The organism is Ureibacillus sp. FSL W8-0352 (assembly GCF_038004345.1).
GTDB lineage: Bacteria > Bacillota > Bacilli > Bacillales_A > Planococcaceae > Ureibacillus > Ureibacillus thermosphaericus.
Window position 1 is genome coordinate 1,303,233 of record NZ_JBBOQT010000001.1, and the last position, 13,170, is coordinate 1,316,402.

The 13,170-nt window shown below is 35.0% G+C and carries 14 protein-coding genes and 1 pseudogene; 4 read left to right on the plus strand and 11 right to left on the minus strand.

The window, feature by feature from the left end:
• Positions 1–212 precede the first annotated feature (212 nt).
• From NST98_RS06590 to NST98_RS06605, 4 genes are all read right to left on the minus strand, one after another.
• Positions 213–1,004, minus strand: a complete 792-nt coding sequence (locus tag NST98_RS06590) for an alpha/beta hydrolase family protein (RefSeq protein WP_096551636.1) — start codon at positions 1,002–1,004, stop codon at positions 213–215.
• Positions 988–1,455 carry an NUDIX domain-containing protein gene (locus NST98_RS06595; protein ID WP_340714740.1) on the minus strand — a complete coding sequence of 156 codons (468 nt, stop codon included), beginning with the start codon at positions 1,453–1,455 and terminating at the stop codon, positions 988–990. Before NST98_RS06595 ends, NST98_RS06590 begins: the two co-directional genes overlap by 17 nt.
• A 46-nt stretch (positions 1,456–1,501) precedes the next feature.
• Complete coding sequence (locus tag NST98_RS06600) at positions 1,502–1,822, minus strand: transposase (protein WP_340714741.1); 321 nt, start codon at positions 1,820–1,822, stop codon at positions 1,502–1,504.
• Positions 1,823–1,922: 100 nt separating this feature from the next.
• Positions 1,923–2,366 (minus strand): Dps family protein, encoded by a 444-nt coding sequence (locus tag NST98_RS06605; protein WP_340715686.1) that lies wholly within the window; start codon positions 2,364–2,366, stop codon positions 1,923–1,925.
• 344 nt (positions 2,367–2,710) lie between these two features.
• On the opposite strand from NST98_RS06605, the gene yidD reads away from it, so the two are divergent.
• Entirely contained in the window at positions 2,711–2,944 is a 234-nt protein-coding gene (gene yidD / locus NST98_RS06610; RefSeq protein WP_096551638.1) for a membrane protein insertion efficiency factor YidD, read from the plus strand.
• Between the two features lie 108 nt (positions 2,945–3,052).
• A complete protein-coding gene (locus tag NST98_RS06615) occupies positions 3,053–4,000 on the plus strand; it encodes a metal ABC transporter solute-binding protein, Zn/Mn family (protein ID WP_340714742.1) in 948 nt (315 codons plus the stop codon).
• Positions 4,001–4,158: 158 nt separating this feature from the next.
• On the opposite strand, the gene NST98_RS06620 is transcribed toward NST98_RS06615, so the two are convergent.
• The 7 genes and pseudogenes from NST98_RS06620 to NST98_RS06650 form a co-directional block, all read right to left on the minus strand.
• A complete protein-coding gene (locus NST98_RS06620) occupies positions 4,159–5,595 on the minus strand; it encodes an o-succinylbenzoate--CoA ligase (RefSeq protein WP_340714743.1) in 1,437 nt (478 codons plus the stop codon).
• Between the two features lie 176 nt (positions 5,596–5,771).
• Positions 5,772–6,590 (minus strand): 1,4-dihydroxy-2-naphthoyl-CoA synthase, encoded by an 819-nt coding sequence (gene menB, locus NST98_RS06625; protein ID WP_016837033.1) that lies wholly within the window; start codon positions 6,588–6,590, stop codon positions 5,772–5,774.
• A gap of 20 nt (positions 6,591–6,610) precedes the next feature.
• Positions 6,611–7,420, minus strand: a complete 810-nt coding sequence (gene menH, locus NST98_RS06630; protein ID WP_168411939.1) for a 2-succinyl-6-hydroxy-2,4-cyclohexadiene-1-carboxylate synthase — start codon at positions 7,418–7,420, stop codon at positions 6,611–6,613.
• Positions 7,408–9,129, minus strand: a complete 1,722-nt coding sequence (gene menD, locus NST98_RS06635; RefSeq protein ID WP_340714744.1) for a 2-succinyl-5-enolpyruvyl-6-hydroxy-3-cyclohexene-1-carboxylic-acid synthase — start codon at positions 9,127–9,129, stop codon at positions 7,408–7,410. The genes menH and menD overlap by 13 nt, the downstream gene beginning before the upstream one ends.
• The gene (locus NST98_RS06640) at positions 9,122–10,501 is read right to left on the minus strand and encodes an isochorismate synthase (RefSeq protein ID WP_340714745.1); all 1,380 of its coding nucleotides are present in this window, start codon (positions 10,499–10,501) and stop codon (positions 9,122–9,124) included. Before NST98_RS06640 ends, menD begins: the two co-directional genes overlap by 8 nt.
• A 243-nt stretch (positions 10,502–10,744) precedes the next feature.
• On the minus strand, positions 10,745–11,686 hold the full coding sequence (locus tag NST98_RS06645) for a dipeptidase (RefSeq protein ID WP_340714746.1): 942 nt from the start codon (positions 11,684–11,686) through the stop codon (positions 10,745–10,747).
• 85 nt (positions 11,687–11,771) lie between these two features.
• Positions 11,772–12,070 (minus strand): annotated as a pseudogene (locus tag NST98_RS06650) (DUF4372 domain-containing protein); the annotation flags it as partial.
• Between the two features lie 223 nt (positions 12,071–12,293).
• Between NST98_RS06650 and NST98_RS06655 the strand changes: the two are divergent.
• Complete coding sequence (locus NST98_RS06655) at positions 12,294–12,863, plus strand: hypothetical protein (RefSeq protein WP_340714747.1); 570 nt, start codon at positions 12,294–12,296, stop codon at positions 12,861–12,863.
• A gap of 116 nt (positions 12,864–12,979) precedes the next feature.
• Complete coding sequence (locus NST98_RS06660; protein WP_340714748.1) at positions 12,980–13,114, plus strand: hypothetical protein; 135 nt, start codon at positions 12,980–12,982, stop codon at positions 13,112–13,114.
• Positions 13,115–13,170: the final 56 nt, after the last annotated feature.

The following is a 13,170-nucleotide window of genomic DNA, read 5'->3' on the forward strand; positions in this document are numbered from 1 at the left end:
TCATGCATTCTTCGCAGATTAATTTCGACAAGGAGTCGCGTCAGATGTGACCAACGCAGGGAAAGAATGATATTCATAAAAAATTTGAGCCTGACCAAAAAGCATTCCACTTTTTGATCAGGCCATTTAATTTTGATGGGATTTTTTATAAATCTTTAATGAAAAACGGTTCTAAGTGTTTCAATAATTAAAGGGAAAAGAGTGAATTGAAATCATCGCTTCTTTCCTTTTTCTTTCATCCAATTGCAAATAGAACGGACCGTTTCTCTATTGATATGAGGTGGAAAATGGTGTGCCAAATTGGCCATATACCACGTTTCAAATTCTTTTCCTGATTCTTTAAGCGCCCTTTCAAGCTTATAGGATTGTTCAATCCTAACATTGGAATCTTCAGTACCGTGGATAATAAGTACCGGTGCATGAATGCGGTCCACTTCATAAATTGGTGAGCGTTCTTCATAAATTTCCGGATATTTTGTTGGAGATCCACCGATAAGTCTCTTTAGCGTACGTCTTAAATCAACCCGTTCTTCGTACAAATCCGCCAAATCAGCTACACCCGACCAAGTGACGATTGACCGAATATCTTTACTCAAAATCCCCATCCATAAAGCCATTAATCCTCCCCTTGAAAAACCAAAAAGGTGTACCGAATCATTATTGGCAATTTCTTTTAATAATTGGATGCTATGCAGTGCATCAAGACGGTCATCGCCCCCAAATTCATCGCGACCTTCTCCACCTCGATTTCCACGATAATATGGTGCAAATACAATAAACCCATTTGAGGCAAATTGCGCAATTCTAGCTGGCCTTACCATTCCTACCGACTGCAATCCACCACGCAAATATAATAACGCTTCATATGAACCATCTCCAATAGGTCTAGCAAGCAATCCTTTCACTCGAAGCCCTTCCGACCAATAAACGATTTCCTCAAGCTCTACATTTGGATTAGGAGAAGGATATTTTCTAATTAATTCAATGCTACCATTCTTTTTCAAGTTGTTTCACTTCCTGCAAAATTTTTTTCATCCCTTCATCCTTCATATAAAAACTTGCATATGGATGATGTAATAATTCCTCCGTTGTTAAAAAAAGTCGCCCAACCGTTTCGTATTGTTGAACAAAAGGTTCGATTCGAGCCACCTTTGCAACAAATACGGCTTTACAAAATGGGATTTTTTCATAAACAGTATAATGAGCAAATAATTTCAAATCCGTAATATGTACGAGCGTTTCTTCATAAACTTCCCGCTTAGCTGCTTGTTCTATTGTTTCTCCCAATTCCACTTTACCTCCAGGAAATTCCACACCCCGTTTTTGATTGATTGTACAAAGCCATTTTCCATCTTTTTGAACGAGTACCAGGACATGCTTCGGCTCAAGTGGAAACGGAGGACCTTCAAAACTTAGTTCAACTTTATTATTGTTTAAATCATAAAAAGTAAACATCCCTTCAACTCCTATACATTTAGTGTAGCGAAGGGATATGTTCTAATCAATTATTGAAATAGGGCAATTGTTCCACAAATTCTTTTATTTTTTCATCTCCAAACTCATGAATTAAAGCATATATTTTTTTCAAACGAGTATCAATTTCATCATTCTCTTCATCAAGATGGTATGGAAGATATGGTAAATGAGCTCTTACTGCATTATCAAATTCTAAAGAGTTTAACTGATTAAATAGCTTTTTAAATATAAACAATTTATCCGGATCCAATTCAATCTTAAACTCACAAGGTTCACCGGTAGGAATATAATTATAAGATTGGTTTAAGACGTTCACATACAGCGTTGTCTTTTCGATAGTAATCACCCTCCTTATATTCATTATGGTGAAATATAATTAGGGCTATTCAAAAAAATAAAAAATCCTCAAAAGTCCTAACATTGAACTCTTGAGGATAGACATTCCGTTATTTACCTAAAAACGCTGATAACATCCATGTATGTTTTTCTAAACTTTGGAAAGTTGCGTTCAACATATCTTCTGTACGATCATCGCCTTGATTTGCCGCCTCTTCCATTGCTTCTTTAATCAGCTTCATAGTGGATTGGAAGTCATCAATAATCGTTTGAACCATTTCCTCTGATGTTTCTGAACCTGAAGCTTCTTGTACTCTCGATAATTCTAAATGCTCTTTTAATGTTGCAACTGGCTTTCCGCCTTTTGTTAGAATACGCTCTGCTACTTCATCTAAATTTGCCGTAATTTCATTGTATAATTCTTCAAACTTTTCATGTAATGTAAAGAAGCTTGGACCTGTTACATACCAATGGTAATTGTGAAGTTTCGTATATAATACTGAGTATGTTGAAACTAATTCATTTAACTGTGCAATTAATTTATCGTTTGTCATCATTTCACCTCATTTTACAGATTTTCCATCCTTTTGTTAAATTATACTATAAATGTTGTTTTCATAATTTTACAATTACATGAAATCTCAGAAAACAGTTCATATATAGTATGATAATTTTTATTGAATTTATCCAAATATTATGTTCACCTTGTATGCAACAATCAGAAGAACAATTATGTTAGTATATAGGTAGAGGTGATGATATTGAATATGTCTGGTATCTTAATATTAGTAGGCGTTATGTATTTCGTCATAATGATTGGTGCAATCGGTTTCTTTATACTTATGAAAAGAAAAGGTCGATTTTAAATAAGTAGAGTAAGGAATGAGAAATTCGAACAATGAAATATCCTTTTATTTGGCTTATTCAATTTTATAGAAAATTTATTTCTCCTCTCACACCACCAACCTGCCGATTTTATCCAACTTGTTCTCAATATGGACTTGAAGCATTTGAAAAGCACGGTGCTATTAAAGGCTTTATACTTACTACAATCCGCATTTTAAAATGTCATCCTTTTCATCCTGGGGGTTTTGATCCCGTACCTGAAAAGTGGCCTTCGAAAAAAAATTAATTTCGAAGGTTTTTCTTATTGTATTTATTCACTTGTTCATGGTATTATTGATTTCGTGAACAATACATAAATCGTAATCATTACTATTTGATAAAAAGGAGAAATACAATGAGAAATTTGATTTTCCTCTCATTACTAGCGATGACGCTGCTTTTAACTGCCTGTACCAATAATGAATCGAATCAAGAAAAAAGTAACGTAATTGATATATATACTACTGTATACCCACTACAATATTTTGCAAAACAAATCGGTGGAGATTATGTGAATGTTTCTTCTATCTATCCTCCTGGAGCAAATGAGCACACTTTTGAACCAACACAAAAGGATATAATCGCTTTAGCAGATGCAGACGTATTTTTCTATATTGGATTAGGTTTAGAAGGTTTTGTGGAAAATGCGAAAAATTCATTGGCAAATGAACGCGTAATATTTGTTCCAGTTGCGGAAAAAATTGATGAACAAAAACTACAAACTTCTGTTGGTCATTCCCACGAGGAACATGAACATGAACACGACCACCACCATGGAGATGTCGATCCACATGTGTGGCTCTCTCCAACGATTTCTAAAGATATAGCATTAACGATAAAAAATGAACTTGTCAACCTTCTTCCAGAACAAGAAAATACGTTCAATACAAACTATGAACGATTAATAAAACGTCTTGAGGAATTAGATCAACAATATAAAGATTTAGCAAGTCAAGCTTCATCCAAAACATTTTTTGTGTCCCATGCAGCCTTTGGTTATATCGCAGGAAATTACGGGTTAACACAAATCCCCGTTGCTGGATTAAATTCACAAAGCGAACCATCCCAGAAGGAGCTTGCGGAAATTGTTGCTCTTGCTAAAAAACATCAAATAAAATATATATTATTCGAACAAAATGTATCATCAAAACTAGCATCTGTCATTCAGGAAGAAATTGGAGCCGAATCGCTAATATTACATAACCTAAGCGTATTAACAGAAGATGATATAAAAAATAATGAAGATTACTTTACATTAATGGAAAAAAATTTAAAAACGTTGGAAAAAGCTTTAAATTATTAATCTTAAAGGAGCGAATTTTGAAAGCTACAGGCTTTCGATTCGCTCTTATTTTTCCTAAAATTAGGAACATGATAAGCAATCTATAGTTAAAAACGTAGAAAAGTTAACCTTTTCCCATTAAAAAAGTAGTACAAATCAGCTTGTACTACTCATGGAGATTAAGGTAACAATTCTTTTAATTTTCGACGCAACAATTTATTGGAAGCATTTCTTGGTAATGCATCAACCACATAGACTTCTTTTGGTACTTTATACTTCGCTAAATGTTGTAAACAATATTCTTTAATTTCATCAGGTGAAACATCTTTTTTCAATACAATGAAAGCAACTGGAACTTGTCCCCATGTTGCATCCTCCACTCCACAAACACCCGCTTCTTTGATTGCAGGATGCCCCATTAACACGTTTTCCACTTCTGCTGGATAAATGTTCTCTCCACCGGAAATGATTAGGTCTGAACGGCGATCAACGACATATAAATATCCTTCGTTATCTACATAACCTATATCACCAGTATGTAACCATCCGTCTTCCGTCGATGGTTTCGCTTCGTAACGTCCAATATATCCTGGCGTCACATGTGGGCCGCGGATACAAATTTCCCCTTCTTGATAAGGACCGTCTGCTCCTAATATTTTAATCTGATTGAAAAATAATGGTTTACCAGCCGAACCGATTTTCCGCAAAGCATCTTCCGCAGGTAATGTCGCTGTTTGAGAGGAAGTTTCCGTCATCCCATAAGTTTGCAATACTTTCAATCCCCGCTGTTCTGCACGAATTAAATAATCTTTCGGAATAGGGCCACCTCCTGCCAATATCAACTTAAATGATGGAGATGCCTTCTGATTTCGTTCCTCAAGGATATGTAAAATTCGCTCAAGCATCACCGCTACCACTGAAACATTTGTCACCCTACCGAAAACAATATCCTCTGCAATTTGTACATGATCAAATTTTCGATAGAGCTTTACTTCGTTGCCGTATAATAGAGAACGAACTAATATCGAAAATCCACTAATATGAAAAAGAGGTACAGCACAAAGCCAAACATCTTTTTCGGATAAACCGATATTCAAAACTGAAGCAACGGCACTTGATTGATGGTTTTCTACCGTTTGACGCACGCCTTTTGGAAAACCTGTCGTGCCGCTCGTATACATAATGGAAATCGTCTGTTGCAGCGGCCATTCACGGCTTATTTCAATTGGCTTACAATCGCTATTTTCGATTTCAGAGAATCGCAAGTAGTTCACATCTTCAGGCAGTAATGACAGATCATTGTCATTGACTAATACCATTGAGACTTGTGCATCATTGATTTGATAAGCCAATTCATTAGTAGTTAGCTTACGGTTTAATAACACCATTTCACATTGTAAATGCATACATCCGTACATAATAAAAATCAAACTTGAATCGTTTTCTCCAAGAACCGCAACACGGCTTCCCTTGTCTATGCCTAATGACTTTAATTGTTCCGCACGTTTTACAGAAATCTTTTTGATTTCTTCAAAAGTCCAGTAATTACCTTCAAAAGATAACCCAATTCGATTTGGCGTTAAATAGGCTCGCTGTAGAATCCAATTAGGGTACATTATAATTCCTCCCTTTCTCCCCTTCATTTTACTAAAAAAATTTCACAAATAAAAATTAACAATCAGACTCATTGGTTATCATGATTTACAAAATCCATCCAAAATGAAAAAGGCTGTCTTGAAAGGAGAAACTTTCAAGACAGCCTATTTTCAAAAACGAATTATCGATATCTAAATCAAGGGAATCTTGGGAATTGACCAAAGTTTGGTTTACGTTTTTCTTTAAACGCATCTCGTCCTTCTTTTGCTTCATCCGTTGTATAGTAAAGAAGCGTCGCGTCTCCAGCGAATTGTTGAAGTCCTGCAAGTCCATCTGTATCTGCATTCATTGCAGCTTTTAAGAAACGAATGGCAGTTGGTGATTTTTCAAGGATTTCTTCACACCATTTTACCGTTTCATCTTCCAATTGTTCTAAAGGTACAACCGTGTTTACTAATCCCATTTCTAACGCTTCTTGTGCATTATACTGACGGCATAAGTACCAGATTTCACGAGCTTTTTTATGTCCAACGATGCGTGCTAAATAGCCAGAACCGTATCCAGCGTCAAAGGAACCAACTTTCGGACCAGTTTGTCCAAATATAGCGTTGTCTGCAGCAATCGTTAAGTCACACACTACGTGTAATACGTGTCCGCCACCGATAGCATATCCAGCAACCATCGCAATAACTGGTTTTGGAATTACGCGAATTAGTCGTTGTAAATCTAGTACGTTTAATCGTGGGATATTGTCATCGCCTACATACCCACCATGACCGCGCACCTTTTGGTCACCACCAGAACAGAATGCTTTATCACCTTCACCTGTTAAAATGATAACACCGATATTTGCATCATCACGAGCACGTGAGAAAGCATCAATTAATTCTTCAACCGTTTTTGGTCGAAATGCGTTGCGTACTTCCGGACGATTAATTGTAATTTTTGCAATCCCATTATAAAATTCATACTTTATATCTTCATAAGTATGTAAAGTTTTCCACTCACGAGTCATATGAGTAACCTCCCCGAATTTTATAAGACTTCCTTAATTATTGTAGCAAATTGTTCCGGATTTTCCACGTGAATTGAATGGCCTACATTAGGAACGTTAATATGTTTCGCATTTTGTAGCTGTTCAAGCATTTGTTCAGCAATTTGGACGAATTTTTGATCTAATTCTCCAGTTATGAGTATAACGGGAAAGGAGAGACGAATTAATTTTCGCCATAATGAAGGTTGGGCACCTGTCCCCATTCCACGCAAACTATTAGCAAGCCCCGTTTCTGATTGGCTTAACCGTTCTTCTCGAATCGCTTGTTGTATTTGTTCAGGTAATGTCTTTTGGGATGCAAAAAGGGGGATGTTTTCCCACTTATCTACAAACCATTGAATTCCCTTCTCTTCAATTTCATCAGCCAATAATTCATCCGCCTGTCTTCTAGCCAGTTGTTCTTCTTCGGTATGTAAACCTGGCGATGAACTTTCTAATATTAATTGTTTAATCCGCTTAGGAAAGCGAACTGCGTATGATAATGCTACTCGCCCTCCCATTGAATAACCTAATAAGTTAAAATAATGTAATCCCAATTGATTAAATATTTCTTCCAAGTCCTTCACTTGTTCAATCATAGAATATCGTGAAGAATCTTTTGGCGCTTCTGTTTTACCATGTCCAATTAAATCAATTGCGACAATTTTTATTGTATTTGGCAAGTATTCAATTACTTTATTCCAGGTGTTAGTTGTTCCAGTAAAACCGTGTAACAAAACAAGAACTTCTTCTGCACCCTCATTCCATATTTCCACATTGACCTGTATTCCACGAATATTTAAAGTAGCCATTCTTTCAACTCCGAATTTATATGTTGCCATAACTTTCGATGTGCCTGAACATTTTCATTTCGGTTTGTTCGAATTTCTATTAATCTTAATGGTTTATCCCCTATATCAAAAATCTTTTCTTTTTCATCAAAATGGTTGATTAGCAAATAGTCCATTCCATACATGTTTGCTACATCTTGAAATTTTAGTGCAGTCGGAGTTCCAAATAAGTCCTCATAGTATTCTTTTACGGTTGCTTGAGACAAGTAGGAAAAAATCCCCCCACCATCATTATTTAATACAAAAATAGTCATATTACACGGTTGATAGCGGGTTAATAGAAACGCGTTAATATCATGTAAGGCTGCCAAATCTCCAATCAATAAATACGTTTTTCTATTTTCTCTCCCTTTCGAAAATCCAAATGCCGTTGAAATGACTCCATCAATACCGTTTGCCCCTCGATTAGCAAAGATTTGAATATCCTTTGAAGTAGGCAACAAAAAAGTATCAATATCTCGTATTGGCATGCTACTGCTCACAAATAAATCACTTTTTTCTGGCAATTGTTCTAACAAATAGCGAACGAATGCCCCTTCATCTTTTTCATGTTGAGTATATGCAAGTATATGTTTTTTAGCTATATCATCAGCTGTTTTCCAAAGAGTAAAATATGATTCATTAATCGTTGACTGGATAATCATTTCCTCTAACCATGATTCGATGGTTGCATGGATAAAATGTGTTGAAACGGAAGTTGAATCCCGAAACATCGGATCCTCATCGATTACTATATAGTTTTTTGGCTTTGATTCCATTAAAAAAATCGTTAAAAATTTTGAAACTGGTTGTGCACCAAAACGGATGACTGTATCGCAAACTGCCAATTTTTTAAACTCATCGCTTTTTAAGAGCGCATCATATGTAGCAATGACATACTGTTTACAATCTTCTGGGATATTCGCTCTCATATTTGATAAACTTTCAACTAAAACAGGCCATTGTACTTTTCGAATAAATGACCATAAATATTCTAACTTTGTACCAAGTGCAAGTTCACCGATTACGATTATTCCTCTTCGTGTTTCTTTGATAATCGATGATAGCGCCTTCATCGCTTCATAGTGTGGGGTAATCGTGCCATTGAAACTTGCCAAAAATGATCTTTTTGGTAATTCATTTTGAAAATCAATCAACAATGGCTCACGAAACGGAATATTAATATGTACCGGACCTAATGGATGAGTCTTAGCAATATTGACAGCTCGTACAATATGACGTTCAACAAATGGCAGAGTTTGACTGTTATCATCAGGTATTGGAAATTCAGCAAACCATTTGACATGATTTCCATATAAATCAATTTGATTGATTGCTTGTGGAGCCCCTACTTCACGCAATTCATGGGGACGATCAGCTGTAATGACAACGAGCGGAACTCGTGCATATTTTGCTTCCACTATAGCAGGATAGTAGTTTGCAGCAGCAGTACCTGATGTACACAGTAATACTACTGGTTTCCCTTTTGACTTTGCCAATCCTAACGCAAAAAACGCCGCAGATCGTTCATCCACTTGTCGATACAGATTCAATTCTTTTGTTGATGCAAATGCATAGGCTAACGGAGTTGAACGTGATCCAGGGCTAATGACTACATCTTCCACACCATTTTGGACAAGAGACGCTACAATTTGATACACATAATCCGTCAAAATTTTACGTTCACTCATTAAATTGTCCTCCTAGAGCCCGCAACATCGGACGAAACTTTACTAACGTTTCTTCATATTCTGTCATTGGATTTGAATCTGCGACAATTCCACCGCCAGCATATAAGTATGCTTTCTTATCAATTAATGCTGCAGATCGTATAGCAACGGCAAATTCTCCATTTCCATCAGCATCAATCCAACCGATTGGTCCTGCATATAATCCCCTGTTCATTTTTTCGAACTCACGAATAATCTCCATCGCTTTATTTCTAGGAACTCCACCTAACGCGGGAGTAGGATGCAAATGTTCTACTAATTGCAATATTGTTGCATGATTGAATAATTTTCCTTCAACAGGCGTATATAAATGTTGGATATCACGAATTTTTAATAATTTAGGACGCTTTGGCAGTTTATACTCTTCACAATGTTTGCTAAAAATATTTTCAATCATATCGACAACATATTGATGTTCTTTTAAGTTTTTGGAATCACTTAATAGTTGTTCCCCTAGTAATTTATCTTCTTCTGCTGTCTTTCCCCGTTTGATAGAACCAGCAACACAAGCAGAATAAGCATACTGATTTTTCACCTTTACTAAACGCTCAGGGGTAGCACCAAAAAATAGTAAGTTTTTCCGCTCAAGACCAAATAAATAACTTTCCGGCTGTTCATTCATAATTTGATAAATGATTTGAGGCGAAGTTAACGCATCTTTAAAATCCAATTCTAAAGAACGGGCGATTACTACTTTATCTGCTTCGTTTTTTTGAATTAAATGGGTAACATTTTCAACTGCATGGAAATAGTAATCTTTATTTCGCTCATGAATCGAGTGTATTTTCGGTTTTTCATATGTTTTCAATTCTTTCACTTGAGCTGCATGAATTAATTGGTCCCGTTCTTCCCTTAATTTTTCAAAATGTATCGAAGAATCTTGTTGTTCTGTAATCAAATGAATGCTGACATAAGTTTTCTCATGTTGTTTTATTAATTGAAAAGTAGCTACAGTAAAATAACTTTGAGGAAAATCATTCCACTCACCATTTTCTTTATTTTCCGGATCAAAGGTAAAACCTCCGAATAAAATAGGTTGAGGTTCCTGCTCTTCCATTACAATATTTTTCGTTAATTCTTTCCATTGATGCTCAATATCATAAAAACGTTGACCATTTTTATTATTTTCCAATACGATTGCTTGTCCAAGTCCAACAATCGTTAATGTTTTTTCCCGATTTTGCCAAAAAAACCTTTCCCCTCGATATTGCTGTTCTCCTGCTGCATAAAAAGCTAAAGGGGACAATTGATTCACTTCAATCGTTTCAATATAAAAGGACAATTTATTTGATGCCACTTCAACTTCAGTGGTTTTAGACCACTTTTGCTGCATGAAAAAAACCTCCGTAAAAAAGCAATGTAATTTGCCATAAAAATAGCAGAATCTTATTTCTGCTTTCCTAAAATAATTATTCTGATTGCCTTTCCGAACAATGCAATATCTATTTTATCATATCATTTTTTTAGGTTTAATAATAATACTTTCAACTATTCTTTCTGTGAAATTATTTATAAAGTTTTTATCCTAAAATCTCCAATTTTAGGAGTATATAGTTTTTATTTCCCTAACTCTATATTAAGTCGTTGCATTTAATTTTCTTATATAATTCATAAATCCCTCTTCTGAAAATAATTTCACCTCATCATCTGTAAACTCTTGACGCAACCTTTCAATGATATTTGGAAATTCAGAAGCATTTGATAAATTGCTTACTGACAATGGGTCCATCCCGTCAAAATCAGAACCAAAACCGATATGTTCCACTCCTACTAAATTAGCTAAATATTTTATGTGCTCAACCAATTTTTCGATTGTCGTCGTTTTCTTCTCCTTTTCTATAAATGGGGGATAAAAAACAACATGGATACGTCCACCTTTTTCTACAAGCATTTTCACTTGTTCATCCGTTAAATTTCTTGGATGATCACAGAGAGTGCGTGAATTACAATGGCTAGCAATCACTTTTTTTGCAAGCGGTAATAATTCATAAAATCCTCTTTCATTTAAATGCGCAACATCTATGATAATATCTCGTTCATTTAACAATTCAATTACCTTTTTTCCAAAAGGTTTTATACCCTTTGTAGAATCTTCTAACGTGCCATAGCCAACTTTATTTTCATAATTCCAAGTTAATCCGACTATTTTAACGCCTGCATCCAAAATAATCTTTAATTTTTCAAGATCATCATCTATAGCATCACAGCCTTCCAAACTTAATACGGCTCCTATTTGCCCTTCTTCGAGCTCATCAATTTGCTTCCAATCTTTAATATGAACCATTTCCGGCTCTTTCAATACATATTTATTGAAGGCTTCAATCTGACGTAATGCTTCTTGAAATTTCTGCTCTTGAGGAATATCTGGATGGATAAATATTGCAAATACTTGAATTTTTACATTCCCTGCCTTTAATCTTTCAAAGTTAGAATTTATTCTAGAATCATTGCGAAAATTGGCATCTTCAAATCGTGCTAATTTTTCTAATACATCGCAATGTAGGTCCACTACTTTCATCTATTCTCCACTCCCCATACTCTTTTGTTTTTATAGTATTTATCACTAGCGTCGCATAGTACTCTAGTGGCGTTGTCAGCTTTCTTCGCTTTTGAAAATGTGTTTTCTCATGAATTTGAGCCACTAAATCAAGAAAAATCGATTGAAAAAAACCGTTGGAATGGCATTGATTCGTCTTCCTAATTGGGAAAAGCTAATCGATGGAAGACCTGTTGCACGTTGTAATTCTTCAGAAAAAACAGCGTCACTTAAAGCTCGCAAACTCTCGGTTTCATGTAATTGAGCGTACAACAGTCATTTCAGAAATGAAGCCATATAAAGCTTCTTTGTATAGTAATCTAATTGATAGGCTTTCACCATATCGTCAAATAAGTTGAAATGAATTGGTGAAAACCATTGTTCAAATGATGTTTTTCATGTAAACTTATCCATGCTTTTGTCCTTTGTATTGGATTTGGATGGTTTACTACCACCAAACCATTATAAAGGATTTTTTTTTAGAAAAATATAGTTACAGAAAATTCAGATTTATTATGTCTATTGGTATTTTTTATGCGACACTAGTGAAAATCAATTTATCCTAAATTCTATAAGAAAGGTGATTATTTTGAATTCTATTCAAGAAAAACGAAAAGTATTTAGTAGTGTTATAGAATCTCATCGCAATTGCCTAGTTATTATTAGCAATGAAGAAAAACAGATTTACAATATTGTAAGCACATCGGGACTTTCTTGGAAAGAAAAATCAGATAAGTGGGGAAAAATATTCGTGGGAACTAATCGTTTGCGAATAGATTTAGATTATCCTGTCAGTTTATTTAATGAAGAAGAGCTGAAAAAATTTACTCAACTTCCTTTAAAAAAGGAGCTTTCGAATAAGAATAGTTATTCACATATCAATCCAACTGTTGGGGATACAAAGCATGATGTAGTCCGTATTATTCTTTATAAGACAAGCTACTGCAGTATGATTTTACATCACCATCGTTTCGTGCAATGCTTCAAAAAATTATTAATGCAAATGTGCTGTGACTATGTAATGTGCTTTTCTTGCAATCGCAAGCTGAAGCACATTTTTTTCAATAAATTTATAGTTGTAATTGTTTCAGTTTTTCTAATCTTTGCAACTGGTTTTTTCCTTTCTATATTTTCCAAAGTAATGATTTGTAAGTTTTAAAACTTGATCAGCAAAGTAATCAAGAAAAAATACTGACACCAAATTCTGCACTATTTTTAAATATAGTACAACTATACCCTCACCCAACACTTGTTTTAGCTCACTCTAAAACTGTCATGAAGAATCGCCTAAAAGCGAATACAAGAAAGAACCTTTCTTTAGAACGGGCAGAGAAAAAAGCAATTGCTTTATTAGAAGCTGCTCAAAATAGTGATCCAGCGATTAAATCTACCGATGTGCGATGTGAATAAGTCCGTGATTACGCAAATCGAATAGCAGAATTAAAGGATAAAAAAGAAGCACTTGT